Genomic DNA, 23,789 nt, shown 5'->3' with positions numbered 1-23,789 from the left:
ATTATTTTAATGATTTTCTATTAGTATTACCTGTTTTCATTAAACCGTCATAACGACTGTTTAATAAATATGAATTAATTTGTTGGATGGTGTCTATTGCAACCCCTACCATAATTATTAAAGAAGTTCCACCATAGAATAAAGCCCAGTTTTGAGTTACCCCAAACTTTACAATAATCGCTGGTAAAATAGATAATGCTGCAAGGAAAATAGATCCAGGTAAAGTAATTTTGGATAAAACAGAATCTAAATGATCTGCTGTTTCTTCACCAGGTTTAAATCCAGGAACAAAACCATTGCTTCTTTTTAAGTCTTCTGCCATCTTATTCGTAGGAATAGTAATAGCTGTGTAGAAGTAACTAAAAATGATTATTAATAATGCAAAAATTACATTATACCATAAACCGAAGTTATCTGTTAAACTTGCTAATGCTGGAAACTTCTGACCTAAAGTCATTGGTAAAAACATTATAGCCTGAGCAAAGATAATAGGCATTACTCCTGCTGCGTTTAATTTTAATGGTATGTACTGTCTTGCACCTTCAACATCTTTGATGTTTGCAATAGCAGTTCTTCGTGCATATTGAACAGCAACTTTTCTTACTGCTGTTACTAATAACACGGTTAATAAAATAACAACAAACCACACTAATACTTCAATTAATATCATCATTATTCCACCACCTCCAGCGTTAGAACTTTGAGTTTTAGAAATAAACTCTTGTAAAAAAGCTGCTGGGAAGTTAGCGATAATACCAACTGTAATTAATAATGAAATACCATTTCCTACACCTTTATCAGTAATTCTTTCACCTAACCACATAGCAAAAATTGTTCCTGCAGTAAGTAAAATCATAGATGAAACCCAAAAAGTAGCTCCTCCAACCATAAATGCTGTTTCAGGAAGTCCCATTTGAGTTTTAATAAAAGTAATGTAAGTTGGTCCCTGTACTAAAGTGATTAATATAGTTAACCAACGTGTAATTTGTGTAATTTTTTTACGACCACTTTCTCCATCTTTTTGTAACTTCTGTAAATAAGGAACTGCAATTCCCATTAATTGTACTACAATAGATGCAGAAATGTAAGGCATTATACCAAGTGCCATAACTGACGCTCTAGCAAATGCCCCACCTGTAAATGCATTTAATAAACCTAAGAGACCTTCTCCAGCATTATCTTTTAGAGAGGCTAATTGTGTCGGATCTATTCCAGGTAATGGAACAGCCGCCATGAAACGATATACTGCGATTAAACCAATGGTTAAAAGTAATTTCTCTTTTAACTCTTCAATTTTGAAAATATCTCTTATTGTATTTATAAAATTCATCATTTACAATTCTTATAAGGTTACTGCTTCACCTCCAGCTGCCTCAATAGCTGCTTTTGCTGTTGCTGTGTATTTGTGTACAGTTATGTTTAATTTAGCTTTTAATTCACCACGTCCTAAGATTTTAACTAAATCGTTCTTACGTGCTAATCTGTTTTCAACTAAAACGTCCATATTAACTGTATCAGTTATTCTTCCTTTGTCAACAAACTCTTGTAACTTATCTAAGTTAATCCCTAAATATTCCTTACGGTTAATATTAGTGAAACCAAACTTAGGTACACGTCTTTGAAGTGGCATCTGACCTCCTTCAAAACCTATTTTACGAGAGTATCCTGAACGAGACTTAGCTCCTTTATGTCCTCTTGTTGAGGTACCTCCACGACCAGAACCTTCACCACGAGCAATTCTCTTGCTGCTTTTAGTTGATCCTGCTGCAGGTTTTAAGTTATGTAAACTCATGTTATTATCTTCTTATTTAATTTCCTCTACAGAAACTAAGTGTTGAACTTTACTTACCATCCCCAAAATTGTAGCTGATGCATCATGCTCTACAGTTTGGTTTATTCTTCTTAATCCTAAAGCCTCTAAGGTTCTTTTTTGATTTTTAAGGCGACCTATTTGACTTTTTACTTGTGTAACTCTAATCTTACTCATCGTCTTAATTTATTAACCGTTAAATACTTTATCTAAAGATATTCCTCTTTGTCTTGCAATAGTCTCTGCACTTCTTAATTGTAATAATGCATCGAAAGTTGCTTTAACAACATTGTGAGGGTTTGAAGAACCTTGAGATTTAGATAATACATCTTGTACTCCAACTGATTCTAATACTGCACGTACAGCACCACCAGCAATAACCCCGGTACCATTTGAAGCAGGCTTGATAAATACTCTAGCTCCTCCAAATTTACCTTTTTGTTCGTGTGGTAATGTTCCTCCAATAATTGGAATACGTACTAAGTTCTTCTTTGCATCTTCAACTGCTTTTGCAATTGCAGATGATACATCTTTAGATTTCCCTAATCCATGTCCAACTACTCCTTTACTATCTCCTACTACAACAATAGCAGAAAAACCAAAAGCTCTACCACCCTTAGTTACTTTAGTAACACGCTGAACACCTACTAATCTATCTACAAGCTCTAATCCGCTTGGTTTTACTCTTTCTACGTTTTTATATCCTAACATAATATAATTTCTTAAAATTTTAAACCAGCTTCTCTTGCAGCGTCTGCTAATACTTTTACACGTCCATGGTATAAATAACCATTTCTATCAAAAGCAACAATCTCTAAACCTGCTTTAGTAGCTTTCTCTGCGATTGCTTTACCTACTGATGCAGCAGCTTCTGCCTTAGAACTAGATGCAATTCCTTTGTCTCTCGATGAAGCAGATGCTATTGTAACACCGTCTACATCATTTATAATTTGAGCATAGATTTCTTTATTACTTCTAAAAACTGATAATCTTGGCTTTTCAGCTGTTCCAGTAATAACTTTTCTTATTCTATACTTTATACGTTGTCTTCTTTCAAGTTTTGATAATGCCATAACACTAATTATTATGCAGATTTACCTGCTTTTCTTCTAATTACTTCACCAACAAACTTAACTCCTTTACCTTTATAAGGCTCTGGCTTACGGAAAGAACGAATCTTTGCTGCAACCTGACCTACTAACTGCTTATCGTGAGAAGTTAATTTAACGATTGGATTTTTACCTTTTTCAGATATTGTTTCAACCTTTACTTCTGGTGCTAATTCTAAAACGATGTTATGAGAAAACCCTAAAGCTAAATCTAATTTTTGACCTTGATTAGATGCTCTATAACCTACCCCTACTAACTCTAACTCTTTAGTATAACCCTTGCTAACACCTTCAGCCATATTACTAATTAAAGCTCTATATAAACCGTGTGCTGCTTTGTGTTCTTTACTATCAGATGGTCTTTCTAGTGTTATAACACCATCTTCAATCTTTACTGTAATACCAGAAGTTAACTTTTGAGTTAATTCTCCTAATTTACCTTTCACTGTAACCACATTATCGTTTACTTTAACTTCAACACCTTGTGGCAATGTAATTGGACTCTTACCTATTCTACTCATCTTACAAAATGTTTTTTAGTAAACGTAACATAATACTTCTCCTCCAACATTTTCTTCACGAGCCTTCTTATTGGTCATAACTCCTTTAGATGTTGAAACGATTGCAATACCTAAACCGTTTAATACTCTAGGCATTTCCTTTGCTCCTACATACTGACGTAAACCAGGTGTAGAAACTCTTTGAATTTTTCTGATAACCGGTTCTTTTGTTTGGCGATCGTACTTTAAAGCTATCTTGATAGTACCTTGTACTTTATCTTCATTGAATTGATAACTTAAAATGTACCCTTGATCAAACAAAATCTTGGTCATCTCCTTCTTCAATTTTGAAGCAGGAACCTCAACTACTCTGTGACCTGCCATAATAGCATTTCTAACACGAGTAAGAAAATCCGCGATTGGATCTGTATACATAATTAATTAATTTACGGTTTTGGTTTTTAACAACTTACCTTCCTTTTGGATTTTGTAATTATTAAACCTGAAACCAGTTAATATTACTTTAATGTTTTTTGGAGTAAAATCTCGCAAGCATTATACTTTTGAACCGTATGTACTTACAAGGCATAATTCACCCTACAAAAAACCGAGTGCAAATATACACAAACTTTTTGATTTTAAAAGAGTTTTGTGAATTATGATTGATAGATAGAAACAGATAGTTTTTTTACCCAAAAACAGCTAACCTTTTTTATTCCAGCCATTTTCTAAATTCACTAGTATTTGATGCACTTGTAATTAAATGTTGCTTGTAGTTTTTTATTGAGATGGCTAATCTATCACCAAAGTAAGGTTCTATTTTTTCAATAAAGTTCACATTAACTATCTCTCCTCTATTGATTTGAAAAAAATCTTTCGGATTCAGTTCTTTAATTAAATCTGACAACTTATAACGAAATTCATTCTCTTTTCCATTTTCATCAATAGCAATACATTTTCCCGAATTAGATAAAATAGCTCCTGTATTTTTTGTTGTAAGAATTTTTATTTCTGTTTTAGTTTTTATAATTATACGCTCTTTATAATTATTATTTAAACCATGAATTGTTTCTGATATTTTTTGCCAATCAACCTGTTTATTCTGTAATCCTTCGTACTTTTCTATGGCTTTACAAAACTTATTGTAACTAATTGGTTTAAGCAAGTAAGCTATTCCATTTACATCAAATGCATCTTGATAAAATGAATTATAAGCTGTGGTAAAAACAATAGGAGACTTTATGATGTTAGTTTTTAATAATGAAAAAACATTTCCATCCAGTAATTCAATATCAGAAAATACTAAATCTACTTGCTGATTACTTTCATACCATTTTTCTACTTCTTCTTTACTTTTTAAAGTTGCTAAAATTTCAGTTTTAGAGTTGTAACGAAGAATATGATCGGTAATAATTTCAATATTAATCGTTTCGTCTTCTATTATTAGTACTTTCATTTTTCAGATATTATTGGAATTTGTACAGTGAATTCGCTTTCATTTTCAACAAAAACTACTTCTCTATTAAAACTTATTTGATATTGGCGCTTTAAATAATTATTTCCTGTACCTGTTCCTAAAGTGAAATCTACTTTGTTTAATTTATTTTTTATAATAATCCTTTCTTCTTCCCTTTGAAGAGTAATAAATAAAGGATTCTCTTCACTGGCTTTATTATGCTTAATTGCATTTTCTACACATAATTGTAAAGAACATGGAATTACTAATCCGTTTGTATTTTCTATTTCATTAATTACTTGATAAGCTTTACCAAAACGTTTTTCCATCAAACTCATGTAATTTTTAATAAATGATAATTCGTTGGTTAAATCTACCAGCGGATTATTTCCATGCTTTAAATAATAGCGATATACATCTGAAAAATCATCTATGAAGTCTTCTATTTGTTCTGGATTTCTTCTAGCCAAACCAGATAATACACTTAAATTATTAAATAAAAAATGAGGTTCTAAGTTCTTTTGCAAAATTTGTGATTGTAATGTAGCCTTTTCTTTTTCAGTTTGCTCCAATTCTATGATTGCTTTTTGTGATTGTCTGAAATATAAAAACGCAGAAGTAAGAGCAAAAACATCACTAAAAAAGATAGTAACCGACAACATATTCAAAAATCTGGCTATAAAATCATAAGACTGACTATTAAATGTTACCCAAAGTATATAGTCAATAACTAGTCCTACAGTATTAAATAAAATAAAAGATAAAATATAAACCTTAATAAATTTTAAAACAGTCCTTGAAGTATCAATTTTATTAATGAGCTTCCATGATACGAATACCGATATAAATGAAACTATGGAGAATATTAAAATAGTTATGTGATGATAATAGTCATAAAAATCTATATCTCCTTTAATTCTAACATAGTAAAAAACAAAAATCTTAACTCCGTTACTTATAAATAATAGTGCTAATACAATTAAAATGTGTTTTAGATTTATTTTTTGATTGAAAATCTTCATCTTCATTATATTTTAGTTCTACAAAATACTGTTTTAGTTTTAACAAAGCTGTTTAAAGTGGTTTATTCTTCAAACAGCTTATCTTTTCTTATTTAATTTTTTGCTCTGTTTTGTTCCTCTTCATTTCCTGAATTATGCTCTTTAACCTTAATCTTTTTATTACCAAAATTATAATTTAAGCTAATCTTAAAACTTCTAGTATCAAAATAATTATAATATGTTTGATCAATACCATTAGTTTTAGTGTTCACACTTGTTGCTCTTCTCCTAAAAATATCGTTTACAGCAACTGCACAGTTTAATTTATTATCCAATAACGAAAACTTTAAACCTAAATCAAGATTCACCATTTCGGAAGTTGAAAAATACATAAGTTTTTGAGGTGAAGCATAAATAAATGTTGCTTCTGCTTGAATCGTTTTTTCTTCATTTAAATGAAATGTATTCCTATTATAAAATTGAAAGTTCCATCCGCTTAACAACTCTGCATCTAAATTAAATCCTTCTTTATAACTAGTATCCATTCTAGAAAATGTAGCTTGCGTTGTTGTATTCCACCATTTAGTTGGATTGTATAAAAATGTTTCGGTTAAACCATAATTATAAGCTGTATAAAAGTTATCGAATGTTACTACTATTCTTTGTTGATTTCCATCTTCAGCTCTAATAATATTAAAATACCCATCATCTACATAACTTATAAAAGCTTTACTTATTAATTTTCCTTTGTAAATATGCTTCAATTCTAAATTATCTGAAAGTTGTGGTCTTAAGAATGGATTCCCTTCTTGATATGAAATTGAATTAATGTAAAAGCGAAATGGATTTAAACGTTCAAAACTTGGTCTTTTAATTCGTTTACTATAGCTTAAATGATACATATTGTTTCTGCTCGGAGTATACCCTAAAAATATTGATGGAAATAATTTGTTGTAAGAATTAATATCTGTTTGATTATTGGTTTTAGATATTCCTTTTGTTCTTGTGTTTTCAAAACGTACTCCAATTTTAGTTTGCCATTTTTTTCCTAATGGTTTAGATATATCTGCATACAATGCATTAATATTTTCTGAATACATAAACTCATTACTTTGAGTTGCATCAAAAACAGGAACTCCTGTCGTAGTGTTATAAAATGCTACATCACTATCTGTTTTAGTAAAGGTAGTTTTTAACCCATATGATATATTAGCCCATTTAAATGGATGTTGCACATCTATTTTTGCACTGTAGTTTTCTATATTCTGGTTGGTGCTGTTTTGTGCTTCAAAAAAACTAGGACTTGTTATAAACTGTTCACTACTAAAATCTCTAACATTGGAGTTACTGAAGTTAAAATAATCAAAATCTACAGATACTTTTCTACCTACTGTATCTAACTTTTGGATATAATGTACATTGATTGAATGATTTTTATTATTTGTTTTGGCTTCTCCTTCATTAACTGTAAATGTCCCATTACCATCATTTATAAGTGTTTTTCCTGTATCTTTTATTTCTTTATCTTCAAAAGATCCTGAATACAAAACTCCTACAGTTGCATTATCTGTTAAACTATAATCAACACCTAATCTACCTGAAACCATTCCTTCTCTATTTTTCATATCAAGGTTTGTTGCTGTTGAAGCAGAAGGGTAAATAATATCAAATTGATTAAATTGAGCTGTATGACCTTTAGTACCGTTTAAAGAAGCTATTAAACTTAATTTATTTTTATTGTAATTGAAGGTATTACCAAAATTGAATAATGAATAAGTAGCTTGAGTATATGACGCTCTAAATTGGTTATTCCAACTATTTTCTTTGGACTTTTTTAAAACAACATTAATTAACCCACTATCTCCTTCTGCATCATATTTAGATGGAGGAGTTGTTATCACCTCTATACTTTTAATATCATCAGATGCAATAGTGTTTAAATAAGCATTTAATTCGTTTCCTGATAATTGTATAATTCTATCATTAACCATCAATCGCACATTACCTTTACCTACTATCGCTAATTTATCTGAATCAACATTAACACTAGGGGTCGCTTTAAGCGCATCAATGGCTGTTCCTCCTGTTGCAGCAACAGTATTTTCAACATTAAAAACTAATCTATCTACTTTTTGTTGAATTAGTTTTTTTCGTGCGGTAACAACTACCTCCTGTAATTGTTGTCCTTCTTCTTCTAAAACTATTTCACCTATATTAGTTTTAATAGTTTCTATTTTTTTAGTTTTAAAACCTACAAAACTTATTTCTAAATAACAGTTTTTATCTTTTAACTTAATTAAGAACTTTCCATTTTCATCAGAAATAACTCCCGTAATGATTGAATCATCAATTGTTTTTTTTGCTACTATATTCGCAAAAGAAATAGGTTCTTTTTGTTTGTCTAATACTTTACCCGTAAAACTTTGACCAAAGCTAATAAAGCAAATCAAAGTAAATATAATTGTGTTTATGGTTTTCATAGTATATAATATTTCAGAATTAATAACACGTCAAAAATATCTTGGTTATGATGTTTTTGAAATACCTATACAATGAATCGAGGGAAAAATGAAATGAATTAAGGGAAAAACAAAAAAGGTGCACAAACTTAGAAAGTTGTACACCTTTATATTGTATTGTAGTACTAAATACTACCAGCTTGCTTTTTTCACTCCTGGAATTAAGCCTTGATTAGCCATTTCACGGAAAGTAACACGTGAAATACCAAATTGTCTCATATATCCTTTTGGACGACCAGTTAGCTTACAACGATTGTGCATTCTAATTGGTGAAGCGTTTTTTGGTAACTTTTGTAATGCTTCATAATCTCCAGCTTCTTTTAAAGCCTTTCTTTTTTCAGCATACTTAGCAACCATTTTAGCTCTTTTACGCTCACGCGCTTTCATTGATTCTTTAGCCATTGTTAATTCTTTTTAAATGGTAAACCTAATTCTCCTAATAATGATTTAGCTTCCTTATCAGTTTCTGCAGATGTTACAAAAGTAATATCCATACCACTAATTTTCTTCACTTGATCAATATTAATCTCTGGGTAGATGATTTGTTCAGTAATTCCTAAGTTGTAATTACCTCTACCATCAAAACCATTGGCTTTAATTCCATTAAAATCTCTTACACGTGGTAAAGAAGCAGTAACTAAACGATCTAAAAATTCGTACATAATATCTCCTCTTAACGTAACCTTTGCTCCAATTGGCATTCCTTTACGTAATTTGAAGTTTGCAACATCCTTTTTAGAAATAGTTGGAACTGCTTTTTGACCTGTAATTGTAGTCAATTCTTCAACTGCGTATTCAATTAATTTCTTATCAGCAATTGCAGCACCTACTCCTTTACTTACAACTATCTTTTGTAACTTAGGTACTTGCATTACATTTTTATAACCGAATTCTTCAGTAAGAGCACTAATTACTCTGCTCTTGTACTCTTCTTTTAATCTTGGTACGTAACTCATGGTTATATAGCTTTATCTGATTTTTTTGAAAATCTTACCTTCTTATCACCTTCCATTTTATAACCAACTCTAATTGCTTCTCCGTTTTCAACTAAAGCAATGTTAGAAATATGTAATGGCGCTTCTTGCTTTACAATTCCTCCTTGTGGATTAGTAGCGCTAGGTTTAGTGTGCTTAGACACCATATTTACACCTTCTACAACTACTCTATCCTTATCCTTAAGAATACGTAAAACTTTACCTTCAGATCCTTTGTGATCTCCTGCTATAACTTTAACAGTATCTCCTGATTTAATTTTAAATTTCTTCATTTCAAATCTGATTTTATAACACCTCTGGTGCTAATGATACTATTTTCATAAATTGTTTCTCACGTAATTCACGAGCCACAGGTCCAAATACACGAGTACCTCTCATCTCCTCAGTTGGATTTAAAAGTACACAAGCATTGTCATCAAATCTGATATATGATCCGTCTTTACGTCTAACTTCTTTCTTAGTACGAACTACTACTGCTCTAGAAACTTGTCCTTTCTTTACAGTACCGTTAGGAGTTGCAGATTTAACTGTTACAACAATTTTATCTCCAACACTAGCGTAACGTTTCTTTGTTCCTCCTAAAACTCTAATTACTAAAACTTCCTTAGCTCCAGTATTATCTGCTACTTTTAATCTTGATTCTGTTTGTAACATATTATTTAGCTCTTTCTAGGATTTCTACTAATCTCCAACGCTTAGATTTACTTAATGGACGTGTTTCCATTATTTTAACTGTATCTCCAATGTTGCAATCGTTATTCTCGTCATGTGCAACGTACTTCTTCGTTTTCTTTACGAATTTACCGTACATTGGGTGCTTTACTCTTTTTACCTCGCTAACTACGATAGATTTCTCCATTTTGTTGCTAGATACTACACCTATTCTCTCTTTTCTAAGATTTCTTTTTTCCATCTTTAAAACTGACTAGAATTATTGTAATTCTCTTTTTGTTAACTCTGTTGCAATTCTTGCAACAGTTCTTCTTAAGCTTCTTATCTCCATAGGATTATCTAAAGGAGAAATGGCATGTGCCATCTTAAGATCAGTATAGTTTTTCTTCAACGCTCCAAGCTTTTCTTGTAAGTCAGCTGTTGATAATTCTTTAATTTCTGATTGTTTCATGATCTATAGAATTAAGCGTTATAATCAAAATCTCTTGCTATTATAAACTTCGTCTTTACTGGAAGTTTTTGAGCTGCTAAACGTAAAGCTTCTTTTGCTACTTCCATTGGTACTCCACCAACTTCAAACAAAATTCTACCTGGTTTTACAACAGCTACAAAATGATCAGGTGCTCCTTTACCCTTACCCATACGTACCTCTAAAGGCTTTTTAGTAATAGGCTTGTCTGGAAATATTTTAATCCAAAGTTGCCCCTCTCTTTTCATATAACGAGTTGCCGCGATACGAGCTGCTTCAATTTGACGAGAAGTAAGTAAATTCTGGTCTAAGGATTTGATACCAAACATTCCATTTGAAAGTTGAGTACCTCTTCCAGAGTTACCACTCATATTACCTTTACCTTTCTGAACTCTACGGAATTTTACTCTTTTAGGCTGTAACATTACTAATTTCTTTTAAAAATTATTTTCTTCTACGAGGTTGACGTCTTCCACCACCTTTATTGTTTGAATTACCTTTTTGCTTAGATAATCCAACTAATGGTGATAACTCACGCTTTCCATAAACCTCGCCTTTCATAATCCATACTTTCACACCGATTCTTCCGTATGTAGTATGAGCTTCAACAAGCGAATAATCGATATCTGCTCTAAAAGTAGAAAGAGGAATTCTACCTTCTTTATAATGCTCAGAACGTGCCATTTCAGCACCGTTTAAACGACCAGAAAGTTGAATTTTAATACCTTCTGCATTCATACGCATTGCAGCAGCGATTGCCATTTTAGTAGCACGCTTGTAAGAAATTCTATTTTCAATTTGACGAGCAACACTAGCTGCTACTAATCTTGCATCTAATTCAGGACGCTTGATTTCAAAAATGTTAATTTGAACTTCTTTACCAGTAATTTTCTTAAGCTCTTCTTTTAACTTGTCTACCTCTTGACCTCCTTTACCAATAATGATACCTGGACGTGCAGTAGTGATAGTAACGGTTACAAGTTTTAAAGTACGCTCAATGATTACTCTAGATACACTAGCTTTAGATAAACGAGCATATACATACTTTCTTATCTTATCATCTTCAGCAATCTTATCACCGTAGTCATTTCCACCATACCAGTTAGATTCCCATCCTCTGATGATTCCTAAACGATTTCCTATTGGATTTGTTTTTTGTCCCATTTCTACTAATGATTAATTGCTTTTATTTTTAGTTCCTAACTCTAAAGTTACGTGATTAGAACGCTTACGAATTCTATGTGCACGACCTTGTGGAGCTGGTCTTAGTCTTTTTAACATTCCTGCACTATCAACAAAGATAGACTGAACGAATAAACCAGCATCTTCGATACTTGCATCTTCGTTTTTAGCTTGCCAGTTAGCAATTGCAGATAATAATAACTTTTCTAAGTTTCTTGATGCTTCCTTAGGACTAAACTTTAAGATTTGTAAAGCTTTTTCAACTTCTACTCCTCTAATTTGATCAGCTACTAAGCGCATTTTTCTTGGTGACGTAGGACAGTTAGTAAGCTTTGCAAAAGCACGTTGCTTCTTAGCTTCCTTAATCTGTGTTGCCATGTTATGTTTACGACTTCCCATAATTTCCTACTTATTTTTTTCCTTTATTTTTTGCACCTGCATGTCCACGGAATGAACGTGTTGGTGAAAATTCTCCTAATTTATGACCTACCATGTTTTCAGTAACGTAAACAGGTACAAACTGACGTCCGTTATGAACAGCAATTGTTTGCCCTACAAAATCAGGAGTAATCATACTAGCTCTTGACCAAGTTTTGATTACAGATTTCTTACCTGATTCAACGTTAGCTAACACTTTTCTTTCTAACTTATAGTGAACGTAAGGTCCTTTTTTTAATGATCTTGCCATGATTTATTATTTCTTTCTACGTTCGATAATATACTTGTTACTAGCCTTAGTTTTAGATCTAGTCTTATATCCTTTAGCTGGGATACCATTCTTAGATCTTGGATGTCCTCCAGAAGAACGTCCTTCACCACCACCCATTGGGTGATCAACTGGATTCTTTCTAACTGCGTTTGTTCTTGGTCTTCTACCTAACCATCTAGATCTACCAGCTTTACCAGAAACTAGTAATTGGTGATCTGAGTTAGATACAACTCCAACAGTTGCTAAACAAGTTTGTAAAATTAATCTTGTTTCTCCAGAAGGTAATTTAACTGTAGCATACTTACCGTCTCTTGCCATTAACTGAGCAAAAGAACCTGCAGAACGAGCCATCACAGCTCCTTGACCTGGACGTAATTCGATACAAGAGATTGTTGTACCTAAAGGTATATCGCTTAAGAACATTGCATTACCAACATCTGGTGTAGCTTCTTTTCCTGAAACGATAGTTTGTCCTACTTTTAATCCGTTTTGTGCAATCACATAACGCTTTTCTCCATCAGCATATTGAACTAATGCAATAAATGCAGTACGGTTTGGATCGTACTCAATAGTTAATACTGTAGCAGGATCGTTATATCTATTTCTTTTAAAATCGATAATACGATATCTTCTTTTATGACCTCCACCTCTATTAGGAGTAGTCATACGACCCTGATTGTTTCGACCTCCAGTTCTTTTTCTCGGTGCCAATAATGACTTTTCCGGCTTATCAGTAGTAATGGTGTCGAACCCATTTACAACTCTAAAACGCTGACCTGGTGTTATTGGTTTTAATTTTCTAACTGACATTTGTCTTAATTATTCTTATAGATTGTTATAAAAATCAATTTCTCCATCTGCTAACTGAACAACCGCTTTTTTATAACCGCTTGTTAAACCAGATACTAAACCTTTTTTAGTATACTTAGTTTTTCTTAATGCAGGATGATTTAAAGTTCTTACTTTCTCTACTGTTACTCCGTAAGTAGCTTCAACAGCATCCTTAATTTGAATTTTGTTAGCATTCTTGTTTACAACAAAAGTGTAACGATTAAACTTTTCGCTATCGTTTGTTGCTTTTTCCGTAATAATAGGTTTTATTAAAATACTCATATCTGAAAATCCTATTTACTTAAGTTAGATTGAATTCCTTCTAAAGCGCTTTCAGCAACAACTACTTTATTAGCGTTTAAAACGTTATAAGTATTTACTCCTGTTGCGTTTACTACTTTAGACTTCTTTAAATTACGAGAAGATAAGTATACATTTTTGTTTTCTTCATTTAAAACAAATAATGCTTTCTTGTTATCTAAATCTAAAGCCTTTAATACCTTAACAAATTCTTTAGTTTTTGGAGTCTCAAAATTGAAATCTTCAACTACTACTAAATTGCTATCTTTTGCTTGAATACTTAAAGCTGATTTACGAGCTAAACGCTTTAAGTTTTTATTTAATTTGAAAGAATAGTTTCTTGGTCTTGGTCCGAAGATACGTCCTCCACCTCTAAAAACAGGAGACTTAATACTACCCGCACGAGCTGTACCTGTTCCTTTTTGTTTTTTAATCTTTCTTGTACTTCCAGCAATCTCACCTCTTTCTTTAGACTTGTGAGTTCCCTGTCTTTGATTAGCCAAATACTGCTTTACATCTAAGTAGATTGCGTGATCGTTTGGCTCAATTCCGAATACTTCGCTAGAAAGTTCAACTTTTCTACCAGTATCTTTTCCTGTAATATCTAATACTGCTACCTTCATTACTTCTCAATAATTACGTAAGAGTTTTTGTGTCCTGGTATAGCCCCTTTTACTACTAAAAGATTCTTATCAGCAACCACTTTTAACACTCTTAAATTTTGAACTTTAACTCTATCGCCTCCCATTCTTCCTGCCATTCTCATTCCTTTGAAAACTCTTGCAGGATAAGAAGCAGCACCAATAGAACCTGGCGCTCTTAAACGGTTGTGTTGACCATGTGTAGCTTGACCAACTCCGGCAAAACCATGACGTTTAACAACCCCCTGAAAACCTTTACCTTTAGAAGTTCCTGAAACATCAACAAACTCTCCTTCAGCAAAATGTTCTACTGTAATTGAATCACCCAATTTGTACTCACCTTCGAAACCTTGAAATTCTACGACTTTTTTCTTTGCAGTTGTGCCAGCTTTTGTAAAGTGACCGTCTAACGCTTTGTTAGAACTTTTTGCTTTTTTGTCATCGAAACCAAGCTGTAAGGCATTGTAACCGTCAACCTCTTCGGTTCTGACTTGGGTAACTACGCAAGGACCTGCTTCGATAACTGTACATGGAATATTTTTTCCATTTTCATCGAATAAGCTGGTCATTCCGATTTTTCTTCCTATTAACCCAGACATATCTGTTTAAATTTAAGACGTTAGATATTATATATAATCCAGCGCGTCTATTAATAATTAATTATTTGAAACAAAAGTTTCATTTTCATCCAAAAAAACTCTAAAAAAAAAGAGCGCAAAACACCGTTTTTAGCTCTTAACTATTTGTGTTTTACCGTTTTTCCTTCGTGAACTCCTCCGGACATGTTTCCTAAACACAAGGTTAACAAATAGTTAATACCTTGAATTTCGGACTGCGAAAGTATAAAAAAAAATACATTTAACCAAAATAAACTCAATTATTTAGCTGATTTCTTTTTAGATAACTCAAAAAAGAATAATTCTAAAGCTTCATTTATAAATTTATAAGCATTGCATTTTTATTTAATTTACGACTTTCACAAGTTTAAAACTATTCATATATTGATTTGTATCTAGCCAAATAATTAACTGATTATTCAGAAAAACACTGTCTGTATACGTTTTAAATTAATTATTAAAAGCAAAAAGACTTTCTTACACAATGTAAGAAAGTCTTTTATTATTTTTAAGTATAAAATACTTATACCTTAATCTCTACCTCAACACCACTTGGTAATTCAAGCTTCATTAAAGCATCAATAGTCTTTGAAGAAGAACTATAGATATCTAATAAACGCTTATAAGCAGATAATTGAAATTGCTCTCTAGATTTTTTGTTTACGTGTGGAGAACGTAATACTGTAAAAATCTTTTTATGAGTTGGTAATGGAATTGGTCCGTTTACAACCGCTCCTGTACTCTTTACTGTCTTAACTATTTTCTCAGCAGATTTATCTACTAAATTATAATCGTAAGACTTTAATTTTATTCTAATTTTTTGACTCATCGTTTTGTCTATTTAGTAAATTAACCTTTAGCGTTTGCGATTACTTCTTCTGAAACATTTGATGGAGTTTCTGCATAGTGAGAAAATTCCATTGTAGAAGTTGCTCTACCAGAAGACATTGTTCTTAATGCAGTTACATAACCAAACATTTCAGATAAAGGAACTAATGCTTTTACTACTTTAGATCCAGCACGATCACTCATATCAGAAACCTGACCACGTCTTCTATTTAAATCTCCTACGATATCTCCCATATTTTCTTCAGGAGTTAACACTTCTAACTTCATTAATGGCTCCATGATCTTAGCTTTTGCAGCTTTTGCAGCAGCTTTATAACCCATTTTTGCAGCTAACTCAAAAGATAATTGATCAGAATCCACAGGGTGGAAAGATCCATCTCTTAATGTTACCTTCATCGAATCCATTTCGTATCCTGCTAAAGGTCCATTCTTCATTGCTTCTTTAAATCCTTTTTCTACAGATGGTACAAATTCCTTTGGTACGTTTCCACCTTTAATTACAGATTCAAATTGTAAACCTTGAACACCTTCGTCAGCTGGTTCCATTGTAAATACAATATCAGCAAACTTACCACGACCACCAGATTGTTTTTTATAAACTTCTCTATGCTCTGCAGCAGCTGTAATAGCTTCCTTGTACTCTACTTGTGGTTGTCCTTCATTAACCTCTACTTTAAACTCACGCTTTAAACGATCAACAATAATGTCAAGGTGTAACTCACCCATTCCTGAAATAATTGTTTGACCAGAAGCTTCGTCAGTTCTTACTGTAAATGTAGGATCTTCTTCTGCTAACTTAGCTAGAGCAATACCTAATTTATCTACATCAGCTTTTGTCTTTGGCTCAACAGCAATACCAATTACTGGATCTGGGAAATCCATTGATTCTAAAACAATAGGATTCTTTTCATCAGATAAAGTATCACCCGTTTTAATAGATTTAAACCCTACAGCAGCACCAATATCTCCTGCTTCAATATAATCAATAGCATTTTGCTTATTAGAATGCATTTGATAAATACGTGAAATACGTTCTTTCTTACCTGAACGGTTATTTAACACATATGAACCTGCATCTAAACGTCCTGAATAAGCACGGAAGAATGCTAAACGACCTACGAAAGGATCAGTAGCAATTTTAAATGCTAATGCAGAAAATGGTTCTTTTGCATCTGGCTTACGAGAAATCTCATCACCAGTTTCTGGATTTGTACCAATAATTGCATCTTTATCAGTTGGCGAAGGTAAGTAACGACAAACTGCATCTAACAAAAATTGAACTCCTTTGTTTTTAAACGCAGAACCACAAATCATAGGGATGATAGACATATCCATTACAGCAGCACGAAGAGCAGCATGTACTTCTTCTTCTGTGATAGAGTCTTCATCTTCCATATATTTTTCTAGCAAGTTTTCATCATAAGCAGCAACCTCTTCGATTAACTTACCACGATACTCTCTTGCTTCTTCTTTCATGTCTTCAGGAATATCGATTATATCGAAAGTTGCTCCTTGTGTATGATCATGCCATACTATAGCACGATTCTTTACAAGATCAATTATTCCTTTAAAATCTGCTTCATCACCAATGTTTAATACAATTGGTACTGCGTTAGATTTTAACATATCTTTTACTTGTTGACAAACTGCCAAAAAGTTAGATCCTTGACGATCCATTTTATTTACAAAACCAATACGAGGCACTTTGTAATTATCAGCTAATCTCCAGTTAGTTTCAGATTGAGGCTCAACACCATCAACAGCACTAAATAAGAAAACTAAACCATCTAAAACACGTAAAGAACGGTTAACCTCAACTGTAAAATCAACGTGACCTGGAGTATCAATAATATTAAAGTGATATCCTTTAGTATCTGGCGTTGGATTTCCGTTTTCAGTCGGAAACTTCCACTCACAAGTTGTAGCAGCAGAAGTAATTGTAATACCTCTTTCTTGCTCTTGTTCCATCCAGTCCATAGTTGCTGCACCATCGTGCACTTCACCTATTTTGTGAGAAACCCCTGTGTAATAAAGAATACGCTCAGTAGTTGTAGTTTTACCTGCATCAATATGAGCAGCAATACCTATGTTTCTTGTAAATTTTAAATTTCTAGCCATTGTATATTAGAATCTAAAGTGTGAGAATGCTTTATTTGCTTCAGCCATTTTATGCGTATCAGTACGCTTTTTCACTGCCGCTCCTTCTTCTTTAGCTGCTGCTAATACTTCAGCTGCTAAACGTTGTGCCATTGTCTTTTCATTACGCTTACGAGCATAGCTAATAAGCCACTTAATTGCCATTGACACCTTACGGTCTGGACGAATTTGCATTGGTATTTGAAATGTAGCCCCTCCCACACGTCTTGAACGAACTTCCACGTGAGGCATTACGTTAGACAAACCGTCTTTCCAAATTTCTAGTGCTGACTTCTCTTCGTCAGTTTTCTTTTGCTCTACGATTTCCATTGCATCGTAAAACACTTTGAACGCTACAGATTTCTTACCGTCCCACATTAAGTTGTTTACAAAACGTGTTACTAATTGATCATTAAATTTTGGATCTGGTAACAAAACTCTCTTTTTCGCTCTTCTTTTTCTCATGTCTTTACATTAAAAAAGTTAAAATATTATACTACTTTTTGTCTTTAGGGCGTTTTGCACCATATTTTGACCTACGTTGAGTTCTTCCCTCAACACCTGCAGTATCTAATGCACCACGTACGATGTGGTATTTTACTCCTGGTAAATCTTTTACCCTTCCACCTCTAACTAATACTATCGAGTGCTCCTGAAGGTTGTGTCCCTCTCCTGGGATGTACGCGTTGATTTCATTACCGTTTGTCAACCTAACACGCGCTACTTTACGCATCGCTGAATTAGGCTTCTTAGGTGTAGTTGTATAAACACGCGTACAAACTCCACGTCTTTGAGGACATGCCATCAAAGCAGCCGATTTACTCTTCTTAGTTATTTTGGTTCTTCCTTTACGAACTAATTGTTGAATAGTTGGCATACTAATTAATTACTTGTTTTCGTTTGTACTTATTAATATTAATTCTCTATTTTTAAGAGTGTGCAAATGTACGATTAATTTCTAATTATTCAAATATCAAGAAGTTATTTTTAAGCGTTCTTTTAAAACATATTGAAAAAAAGGGGCTTTTACCGTATTTTTGTCTTTTTACATTTATTTTGAACAAATACTTATTTACATTTTTAACATCATATTATATATTATCTAGTTCTTTAGTTTTTTCTCAAGAAATCTCTCTAACACTGAAAACAAAAGACAGTACTGATAGCAAGATTTTACCTTCAATTAAATACATCAAAAAGCACACTAACATAAAAAAGCTCAATCTTCATTTAGACTCACTATCTAAACAACTTAAACGCGAAGGATATTTTTACAATCAAATTGACTCTCTTAAAAAAAATAAAGAAGGATTTGATGCTTTTTTAACTCTAGGACAAAAAATTGATTCAATTAAATTATCAATACCAATTAATACACAAAACACTTTACAAACTCAACAAAAAGAAAAAACAATCCATATCTCTAACTTAGAAAAGTTCATTGACAATATAAATTTCAACTTAGAAAAAAAAGGTAGTCCTTTTTCTAAACTATCTTTAGAAGATATTCAAAAAAAAGATAAACAAATTACAGTTACATTAAGAATAAAAGAATCTAGAAAAAGAAAAATAAATAACATAATCATAAAAGGATATGAAAAGTTTCCAAAGAAATTCTTGAAACACTTTTTAAAAATCAACAATTCAACTCTATACAACAAAGACAAGGTCAATAAAATTTCTGAAGCATTAAACGGTATTGAATTCATAAAACAGATTAAGAAACCAGACATATTATTTAGCAAAGACTCAACCATACTCTACCTTTACTTAAGAAAAATAAGATCTAACAATTTTGATGGAATATTAAACCTTACTCCATCTGATAACGGTGACTTAAACTTTAGTGGAAATATAAACCTGAAACTAAACAACATCTTAAACTCAGGCGAAACTTTTCATTTAACATGGAATGCTAATGGAAACGAAAGACAAAACATCAATGTTTTATTAAAAATACCGTTTATTTTCAACTCTCCTCTATCTACAGAAACTTCTTTAAACATATATAATGAGGAAAACTCTTTTTCAAATTCTAAATTCAAAAATTCACTAACATATAAATTATCTCCAAAAATAGACATTGGCGCTTCTCTAGAATCTGAAACTTCAGTAAATCTTTTATCAAACAACGCAGAAACCATAGAGAATTTTAACACGACACTTTTTGGAGGACAACTAACATACCTTACTCTAATAGAACACGAAATTTTCAAAAAAAAGCTTTTCTTGAAAACAAGCTACCTTTTCGGTGATAGACAACAAACAAATTCAAAAAAAGTAAACCAAAATAAACTTTTTATAGAAGCATCATATCTATATCAAATAAACAACAGAAACTTTCTCTTTTTAAGAAACGAATCAGCTTTAATTAACTCGAGCAGTTTTCTCAACAACGAACTGTATAGAATTGGAGGACCAAATTCACTGAGAGGTTTTGACCAACAAAGTATTTTCACATCCAAATACTCCTACCTTAATGGTGAATATAGATTCTTAACCTCATCTAAATCGTACTTATACTCAATTTTTGACATAGGAATTATAGACAACCCATTTTCCATTCAACAAAATGCTATAGGATACGGTATTGGCTACTTTTTCAAAAAAAACAATTCTTCTTTTAACATATCTCTTGCATCCAGCAACTCAAACTTAAACAAAACCAACATTTTAAACCTTTCAGTAAGCTACATCAACTTTTTTTGATTCCTCAGGTTTTTTAAGACAATTATGATTTTATTTACATTTTATTAACTGTTTTTGTTGTTTTTTTAAGTTTAATTTAAGATTTTAGCTGCAATTAATTCAAATAAACACATAATGAAAACAAAAATCAATGGGATTTTAACGCTTCTATTGGCGTTAATTGTGCAAATATCCTTTGCACAAGACAAAACGATTTCTGGTACAGTTTCTGACGATTCTGGCCCCTTACCAGGAGTTAGTGTTGTAAAAAAGGGGACCAGTACAGGAACTGAAACTGATTTTGATGGTAATTATTCTATTAAAGCTAAAACTGGAGATATCCTTATTTTTAGTTTTGTTGGAATGAAGACTGCAGAAAAAACAGTAGGTTCTTCTAACACTATTGACTTAGTAATGTCTGGTGACAATGTACTTGAAGAAGTAGTCGTTACAGCATTAGGAGTTAAAAAAAGTACAAGAAGAGTCGGGTACGCCACTCAAAACGTTAGTGCTGATGTTATCTCTAAATCAAATGCAAACGACCCTATATCAGCCCTTACAGGACAAGCAGCAGGTGTTAAAATCACAAATAGTTCTGGAGCGGCTGGTGCTGGAAGTAGAATTGTAATCAGAGGACAAACTTCATTATCAGGAAATAACCAAGCTTTAATTATTGTAGATGGCGTTAGAATTGACAATTCTCAATTTGCATCTGAAGACAGAAATGCTGGAGTTGCTGGATCGAACAGAGGTATGGACATCAACCCTGCAGACATTGAATCAATTAACGTACTTAAAGGAGGTGCTGCGGCTGCTCTTTATGGTGTTGATGGTGGTAATGGAGTTATTGTTATTACTACTAAAAAAGGTAAATCAGGAAAAATAAAAGTAAACGTTAGATCAAACTTAAGTTTTTCTGAAGCAAATAAGTTACCTGAATTACAAACCAAATACGCACAAGGTTTTGGGGGAGTTTGGTCTGGTCCAGAAACTGGTGCTTTTGGTAGCTGGGGACCTAGTTTCGACAACTTATACTGGGATGGTTCGGACTATGCATATGACAAAAACGGTAGAATAGTTACTGGAAATACTACTGGAAACTTAAGAAAAGCTACTCCTTATAATGTTTTTGACTTTTTTCAAACAGGTATAACTACTGAAAATGCTGTATCTGTATCAGGTGGAGGTGAAAAAACATCTTTCAGAGTCTCATACAGCAGATTAAATGAAGAAGGTATCGTGCCTAAAAACAGCTTTAACAGAAACACTTTAAGTTTTTCTGGATCTGCCGACATTACTAAGAAATTTAAGGTAAATATGTCAGGTACATTTACCAATTCTGATTCATACAGAATACAACAAGGTAGCAATACCTCTGGTTTAATGTTAGGACTTCTTAGAACACCTGCTTCTTTTGATAATGCAAATGGATTTACAAACGCTGAAAACGAAGTTAGTGCTTACGAATTTTTAGACGGAACCCAAAGGAATTATCGCGGGGGTGCTGGATACGACAACCCTTATTGGATCATAAACAATGCTCCTTACACAGATAACGTCAATAGATTTACAGGTTCTGTTGGTTTAAATTATGAAATAAAAAAATGGTTAAACCTATCTGCGAATATTGGTGTAGACTCTTACTCTGATGATAGAGTTCAATTTTTTGATATTGGTTCAAGAACCAATACAGCAGGTGCTATAATATTAGATAATTATAATTATTTCCATACTGATAGTTACTTTAACTTAAATGGTAATTTTGATTTATCAGAAGATTTTAATTTAGGGTATTTACTTGGTACAAATATCTATTCACAGGAAATAATAAACACTTTCACAAGAGGTGATGAATTAGGAATTAAAGGCTTTAATAATATTACAAATGCTTCAACTACACAATCAGATTACGACATTACTAGAAGAAGAAATATTGGTTTCTATGGTCAACTAGATCTTTCATATAAAGAATTACTATATTTAACCCTTACTGGTAGACAGGACTACTTATCTACATTGGAAGATCCTACTGACTTTGACTTAAATGACATAGATCTTTTTTATCCTTCTGCAAGTCTAGGTTTTGTATTTAGCGAACTTATTGACGATAGTAACTTTTTCGGAAAACTAAGAGCATCTTGGGCACAAGTTGGTGCAGGAGCTCCTGTTGCTTATGCTACATCTACAGCATTTGAAGTAGCGCAAATTAGAGATGGTTGGTCTAATGGTATCGATTTCCCTTTTAATGGAACTCCAGGATTCCAAATAGACAATACACTGGGTAACAACAACCTTATTCCTTCTACGGTAACTTCAACTGAATTAGGTTTAGACCTTCGTTTATTTAAAAACAGAATTAATCTTGATTTTGCTTATTATAACAGCGTTGCTGATAATCAAATACTGGCAGTTCCAATCTCAGCAGCAACTGGATACAGCTCTAGTTTCCTTAATTCTGGAGAATTAGAAACAACAGGATTTGAAGCTACATTAAATTTAAAAGTAGTTGACAACGAAGACTTCAAATATGACTTAGGAATCAACTTTGATAAAAGTGAAACAATAGTTAACAGTTTAGCAGAAGGAGTTAATAGTCAATTATTAGGAGGTTTTGTTATTTACAATATTCCAGGTGAAAGATTCGGTCAAATCTACGGTGGTAAATTTTTAAGAGATGATGCTGGTAACATTATAATCGATGATAACCCTAGCAGCCCTAACTATGGTTATCAGATAGAAGACCCAAACCTTCAAGTTATTGGCGATCCAACACCTGATTTTACTATTGGTTTTAATAATAGTTTTAAATATAAAAACTTATCTTTAAGCTTTTTATTTGAATGGAAAGAAGGTGGTGACATGTGGAATGGTACAGATTGGGCTCTTACTTGGGTAGGTACTGGTAAACAAACTGAAAACAGGGGTACAACAGCCATCATAAAAGGAGTTAAGCAATCTGACGGTTCACCTAATGACATTGTTGCAAATATAAATGAATACTATTATAGATCTAGTGGACTTAACGGTTTTGGTAATGTTGATGAGCACTTTGTTCAGGACGCCTCTTGGCTACGTTTAAGAACACTTAATTTAAGCTACGACTTAACTAGTGCTTTCAATAGTGACTTTTTTGACAACATCAGTGTGACTTTCACTGGAAATAATCTTTGGTTAGACACTCCGTATACAGGTGTTGACCCAGAAACTAGTTTAACTGGTGCTGGTAGTAATGCGCAAGGAGTTGATTACTTCAACAACCCAGGTACAAAATCTTATGGTTTTGGTCTTAACTTAACTTTTTAAAA

Annotated in this window: 30 protein-coding genes; 2 read left to right on the top strand and 28 right to left on the bottom strand. The window is 32.5% G+C overall.

The window, feature by feature from the left end:
- Position 1: 1 nt before the first annotated feature.
- The 28 genes from secY to rpsL all read right to left on the bottom strand — a co-directional run bounded on the left by secY (position 2) and on the right by rpsL (position 18,673).
- Positions 2-1,330: a preprotein translocase subunit SecY gene (gene secY / locus EYW44_RS06645; RefSeq protein ID WP_132723115.1), complete on the bottom strand. Its 1,329-nt coding sequence runs from the start codon at positions 1,328-1,330 to the stop codon at positions 2-4.
- A gap of 12 nt (positions 1,331-1,342) precedes the next feature.
- Positions 1,343-1,792, bottom strand: a complete 450-nt coding sequence (rplO, locus tag EYW44_RS06640) for a 50S ribosomal protein L15 (RefSeq protein WP_132722890.1) — start codon at positions 1,790-1,792, stop codon at positions 1,343-1,345.
- Positions 1,793-1,804: 12 nt separating this feature from the next.
- Entirely contained in the window at positions 1,805-1,987 is a 183-nt protein-coding gene (rpmD, locus tag EYW44_RS06635; protein ID WP_132722889.1) for a 50S ribosomal protein L30, read from the bottom strand.
- Positions 1,988-1,999: 12 nt separating this feature from the next.
- Entirely contained in the window at positions 2,000-2,521 is a 522-nt protein-coding gene (gene rpsE, locus EYW44_RS06630; RefSeq protein ID WP_373681049.1) for a 30S ribosomal protein S5, read from the bottom strand.
- An 11-nt stretch (positions 2,522-2,532) separates the two neighbouring features.
- Positions 2,533-2,883 (bottom strand): 50S ribosomal protein L18, encoded by a 351-nt coding sequence (rplR, locus tag EYW44_RS06625; protein ID WP_132722887.1) that lies wholly within the window; start codon positions 2,881-2,883, stop codon positions 2,533-2,535.
- 11 nt (positions 2,884-2,894) lie between these two features.
- Positions 2,895-3,440 carry a 50S ribosomal protein L6 gene (gene rplF / locus EYW44_RS06620; RefSeq protein ID WP_132722886.1) on the bottom strand — a complete coding sequence of 182 codons (546 nt, stop codon included), beginning with the start codon at positions 3,438-3,440 and terminating at the stop codon, positions 2,895-2,897.
- 15 nt (positions 3,441-3,455) lie between these two features.
- Positions 3,456-3,854, bottom strand: coding sequence for a 30S ribosomal protein S8 (rpsH, locus tag EYW44_RS06615; RefSeq protein WP_132722885.1), 399 nt, complete (start codon positions 3,852-3,854; stop codon positions 3,456-3,458).
- Positions 3,855-4,131: 277 nt separating this feature from the next.
- Positions 4,132-4,875 carry a LytR/AlgR family response regulator transcription factor gene (locus tag EYW44_RS06610; RefSeq protein ID WP_132722884.1) on the bottom strand — a complete coding sequence of 248 codons (744 nt, stop codon included), beginning with the start codon at positions 4,873-4,875 and terminating at the stop codon, positions 4,132-4,134.
- The gene (locus EYW44_RS06605; RefSeq protein ID WP_165872176.1) at positions 4,872-5,897 is read right to left on the bottom strand and encodes a sensor histidine kinase; all 1,026 of its coding nucleotides are present in this window, start codon (positions 5,895-5,897) and stop codon (positions 4,872-4,874) included. The genes EYW44_RS06610 and EYW44_RS06605 overlap by 4 nt, the downstream gene beginning before the upstream one ends.
- Before the next feature lie 92 nt (positions 5,898-5,989).
- Entirely contained in the window at positions 5,990-8,356 is a 2,367-nt protein-coding gene (locus EYW44_RS06600) for an outer membrane beta-barrel family protein (protein ID WP_132722882.1), read from the bottom strand.
- A gap of 171 nt (positions 8,357-8,527) precedes the next feature.
- Positions 8,528-8,797: a 30S ribosomal protein S14 gene (rpsN, locus tag EYW44_RS06595; protein ID WP_028890738.1), complete on the bottom strand. Its 270-nt coding sequence runs from the start codon at positions 8,795-8,797 to the stop codon at positions 8,528-8,530.
- A gap of 2 nt (positions 8,798-8,799) precedes the next feature.
- Entirely contained in the window at positions 8,800-9,351 is a 552-nt protein-coding gene (gene rplE / locus EYW44_RS06590; protein WP_132722881.1) for a 50S ribosomal protein L5, read from the bottom strand.
- A gap of 2 nt (positions 9,352-9,353) precedes the next feature.
- Positions 9,354-9,662 (bottom strand): 50S ribosomal protein L24, encoded by a 309-nt coding sequence (rplX, locus tag EYW44_RS06585; RefSeq protein WP_132722880.1) that lies wholly within the window; start codon positions 9,660-9,662, stop codon positions 9,354-9,356.
- Between the two features lie 13 nt (positions 9,663-9,675).
- Positions 9,676-10,044 carry a 50S ribosomal protein L14 gene (gene rplN, locus EYW44_RS06580; RefSeq protein ID WP_093868908.1) on the bottom strand — a complete coding sequence of 123 codons (369 nt, stop codon included), beginning with the start codon at positions 10,042-10,044 and terminating at the stop codon, positions 9,676-9,678.
- Position 10,045: 1 nt separating this feature from the next.
- Positions 10,046-10,303 (bottom strand): 30S ribosomal protein S17, encoded by a 258-nt coding sequence (rpsQ, locus tag EYW44_RS06575; protein WP_132722879.1) that lies wholly within the window; start codon positions 10,301-10,303, stop codon positions 10,046-10,048.
- Between the two features lie 18 nt (positions 10,304-10,321).
- Complete coding sequence (gene rpmC, locus EYW44_RS06570) at positions 10,322-10,513, bottom strand: 50S ribosomal protein L29 (RefSeq protein ID WP_132722878.1); 192 nt, start codon at positions 10,511-10,513, stop codon at positions 10,322-10,324.
- An 11-nt stretch (positions 10,514-10,524) separates the two neighbouring features.
- Positions 10,525-10,956 carry a 50S ribosomal protein L16 gene (gene rplP / locus EYW44_RS06565; RefSeq protein WP_075342607.1) on the bottom strand — a complete coding sequence of 144 codons (432 nt, stop codon included), beginning with the start codon at positions 10,954-10,956 and terminating at the stop codon, positions 10,525-10,527.
- A 19-nt stretch (positions 10,957-10,975) separates the two neighbouring features.
- Positions 10,976-11,695 (bottom strand): 30S ribosomal protein S3, encoded by a 720-nt coding sequence (rpsC, locus tag EYW44_RS06560; RefSeq protein ID WP_132722877.1) that lies wholly within the window; start codon positions 11,693-11,695, stop codon positions 10,976-10,978.
- 12 nt (positions 11,696-11,707) lie between these two features.
- Complete coding sequence (gene rplV, locus EYW44_RS06555) at positions 11,708-12,112, bottom strand: 50S ribosomal protein L22 (RefSeq protein WP_132722876.1); 405 nt, start codon at positions 12,110-12,112, stop codon at positions 11,708-11,710.
- Positions 12,113-12,122: 10 nt separating this feature from the next.
- Positions 12,123-12,401, bottom strand: a complete 279-nt coding sequence (rpsS, locus tag EYW44_RS06550) for a 30S ribosomal protein S19 (protein ID WP_075342604.1) — start codon at positions 12,399-12,401, stop codon at positions 12,123-12,125.
- A gap of 6 nt (positions 12,402-12,407) precedes the next feature.
- A complete protein-coding gene (gene rplB, locus EYW44_RS06545) occupies positions 12,408-13,232 on the bottom strand; it encodes a 50S ribosomal protein L2 (RefSeq protein ID WP_132722875.1) in 825 nt (274 codons plus the stop codon).
- Positions 13,233-13,247: 15 nt separating this feature from the next.
- Entirely contained in the window at positions 13,248-13,535 is a 288-nt protein-coding gene (gene rplW / locus EYW44_RS06540) for a 50S ribosomal protein L23 (RefSeq protein ID WP_132722874.1), read from the bottom strand.
- A gap of 11 nt (positions 13,536-13,546) precedes the next feature.
- On the bottom strand, positions 13,547-14,176 hold the full coding sequence (gene rplD / locus EYW44_RS06535) for a 50S ribosomal protein L4 (RefSeq protein ID WP_132722873.1): 630 nt from the start codon (positions 14,174-14,176) through the stop codon (positions 13,547-13,549).
- Positions 14,176-14,793 carry a 50S ribosomal protein L3 gene (gene rplC / locus EYW44_RS06530; RefSeq protein ID WP_132722872.1) on the bottom strand — a complete coding sequence of 206 codons (618 nt, stop codon included), beginning with the start codon at positions 14,791-14,793 and terminating at the stop codon, positions 14,176-14,178. Before rplC ends, rplD begins: the two co-directional genes overlap by 1 nt.
- A gap of 541 nt (positions 14,794-15,334) precedes the next feature.
- On the bottom strand, positions 15,335-15,640 hold the full coding sequence (rpsJ, locus tag EYW44_RS06525) for a 30S ribosomal protein S10 (protein ID WP_075342599.1): 306 nt from the start codon (positions 15,638-15,640) through the stop codon (positions 15,335-15,337).
- 20 nt (positions 15,641-15,660) lie between these two features.
- On the bottom strand, positions 15,661-17,778 hold the full coding sequence (gene fusA / locus EYW44_RS06520; protein WP_132722871.1) for an elongation factor G: 2,118 nt from the start codon (positions 17,776-17,778) through the stop codon (positions 15,661-15,663).
- A 6-nt stretch (positions 17,779-17,784) separates the two neighbouring features.
- On the bottom strand, positions 17,785-18,261 hold the full coding sequence (gene rpsG / locus EYW44_RS06515) for a 30S ribosomal protein S7 (RefSeq protein ID WP_132722870.1): 477 nt from the start codon (positions 18,259-18,261) through the stop codon (positions 17,785-17,787).
- A gap of 31 nt (positions 18,262-18,292) precedes the next feature.
- Positions 18,293-18,673 (bottom strand): 30S ribosomal protein S12, encoded by a 381-nt coding sequence (gene rpsL, locus EYW44_RS06510; RefSeq protein WP_132722869.1) that lies wholly within the window; start codon positions 18,671-18,673, stop codon positions 18,293-18,295.
- Positions 18,674-18,852: 179 nt separating this feature from the next.
- Here rpsL and EYW44_RS06505 point away from each other — a divergent pair, with 179 nt between their 5' ends.
- On the top strand, positions 18,853-20,505 hold the full coding sequence (locus EYW44_RS06505) for a POTRA domain-containing protein (RefSeq protein WP_132722868.1): 1,653 nt from the start codon (positions 18,853-18,855) through the stop codon (positions 20,503-20,505).
- Positions 20,506-20,619: 114 nt separating this feature from the next.
- Positions 20,620-23,787, top strand: a complete 3,168-nt coding sequence (locus tag EYW44_RS06500) for a SusC/RagA family TonB-linked outer membrane protein (RefSeq protein ID WP_132722867.1) — start codon at positions 20,620-20,622, stop codon at positions 23,785-23,787.
- Positions 23,788-23,789 lie beyond the last annotated feature (2 nt).

The sequence above is a fragment of the Tenacibaculum sp. M341 genome (assembly GCF_004337695.1).
In the GTDB taxonomy this organism is placed as follows: domain Bacteria; phylum Bacteroidota; class Bacteroidia; order Flavobacteriales; family Flavobacteriaceae; genus Polaribacter.
Note: the sequence above shows the minus strand (reverse complement) of the source record. Positions and strands in the feature narration are given on the sequence as shown.

Bases quoted from the DNA above. Each gene is read 5' to 3' on its own strand.
- secY (WP_132723115.1), bottom strand. From the start codon at position 1,330: ATGAATTTTATAAATACAATAAGAGATATTTTCAAAATTGAAGAGTTA.
- rplO (WP_132722890.1), bottom strand. From the start codon at position 1,792: ATGAGTTTACATAACTTAAAACCTGCAGCAGGATCAACTAAAAGCAGC.
- rpmD (WP_132722889.1), bottom strand. From the start codon at position 1,987: ATGAGTAAGATTAGAGTTACACAAGTAAAAAGTCAAATAGGTCGCCTT.
- rpsE (WP_373681049.1), bottom strand. From the start codon at position 2,521: ATGTTAGGATATAAAAACGTAGAAAGAGTAAAACCAAGCGGATTAGAG.
- rplR (WP_132722887.1), bottom strand. From the start codon at position 2,883: ATGGCATTATCAAAACTTGAAAGAAGACAACGTATAAAGTATAGAATA.
- rplF (WP_132722886.1), bottom strand. From the start codon at position 3,440: ATGAGTAGAATAGGTAAGAGTCCAATTACATTGCCACAAGGTGTTGAA.
- rpsH (WP_132722885.1), bottom strand. From the start codon at position 3,854: ATGTATACAGATCCAATCGCGGATTTTCTTACTCGTGTTAGAAATGCT.
- EYW44_RS06610 (WP_132722884.1), bottom strand. From the start codon at position 4,875: ATGAAAGTACTAATAATAGAAGACGAAACGATTAATATTGAAATTATT.
- EYW44_RS06605 (WP_165872176.1), bottom strand. From the start codon at position 5,897: ATGAAGATTTTCAATCAAAAAATAAATCTAAAACACATTTTAATTGTA.
- EYW44_RS06600 (WP_132722882.1), bottom strand. From the start codon at position 8,356: ATGAAAACCATAAACACAATTATATTTACTTTGATTTGCTTTATTAGC.
- rpsN (WP_028890738.1), bottom strand. From the start codon at position 8,797: ATGGCTAAAGAATCAATGAAAGCGCGTGAGCGTAAAAGAGCTAAAATG.
- rplE (WP_132722881.1), bottom strand. From the start codon at position 9,351: ATGAGTTACGTACCAAGATTAAAAGAAGAGTACAAGAGCAGAGTAATT.
- rplX (WP_132722880.1), bottom strand. From the start codon at position 9,662: ATGAAGAAATTTAAAATTAAATCAGGAGATACTGTTAAAGTTATAGCA.
- rplN (WP_093868908.1), bottom strand. From the start codon at position 10,044: ATGTTACAAACAGAATCAAGATTAAAAGTAGCAGATAATACTGGAGCT.
- rpsQ (WP_132722879.1), bottom strand. From the start codon at position 10,303: ATGGAAAAAAGAAATCTTAGAAAAGAGAGAATAGGTGTAGTATCTAGC.
- rpmC (WP_132722878.1), bottom strand. From the start codon at position 10,513: ATGAAACAATCAGAAATTAAAGAATTATCAACAGCTGACTTACAAGAA.
- rplP (WP_075342607.1), bottom strand. From the start codon at position 10,956: ATGTTACAGCCTAAAAGAGTAAAATTCCGTAGAGTTCAGAAAGGTAAA.
- rpsC (WP_132722877.1), bottom strand. From the start codon at position 11,695: ATGGGACAAAAAACAAATCCAATAGGAAATCGTTTAGGAATCATCAGA.
- rplV (WP_132722876.1), bottom strand. From the start codon at position 12,112: ATGGGAAGTCGTAAACATAACATGGCAACACAGATTAAGGAAGCTAAG.
- rpsS (WP_075342604.1), bottom strand. From the start codon at position 12,401: ATGGCAAGATCATTAAAAAAAGGACCTTACGTTCACTATAAGTTAGAA.
- rplB (WP_132722875.1), bottom strand. From the start codon at position 13,232: ATGTCAGTTAGAAAATTAAAACCAATAACACCAGGTCAGCGTTTTAGA.
- rplW (WP_132722874.1), bottom strand. From the start codon at position 13,535: ATGAGTATTTTAATAAAACCTATTATTACGGAAAAAGCAACAAACGAT.
- rplD (WP_132722873.1), bottom strand. From the start codon at position 14,176: ATGAAGGTAGCAGTATTAGATATTACAGGAAAAGATACTGGTAGAAAA.
- rplC (WP_132722872.1), bottom strand. From the start codon at position 14,793: ATGTCTGGGTTAATAGGAAGAAAAATCGGAATGACCAGCTTATTCGAT.
- rpsJ (WP_075342599.1), bottom strand. From the start codon at position 15,640: ATGAGTCAAAAAATTAGAATAAAATTAAAGTCTTACGATTATAATTTA.
- fusA (WP_132722871.1), bottom strand. From the start codon at position 17,778: ATGGCTAGAAATTTAAAATTTACAAGAAACATAGGTATTGCTGCTCAT.
- rpsG (WP_132722870.1), bottom strand. From the start codon at position 18,261: ATGAGAAAAAGAAGAGCGAAAAAGAGAGTTTTGTTACCAGATCCAAAA.
- rpsL (WP_132722869.1), bottom strand. From the start codon at position 18,673: ATGCCAACTATTCAACAATTAGTTCGTAAAGGAAGAACCAAAATAACT.
- EYW44_RS06500 (WP_132722867.1), top strand. From the start codon at position 20,620: ATGAAAACAAAAATCAATGGGATTTTAACGCTTCTATTGGCGTTAATT.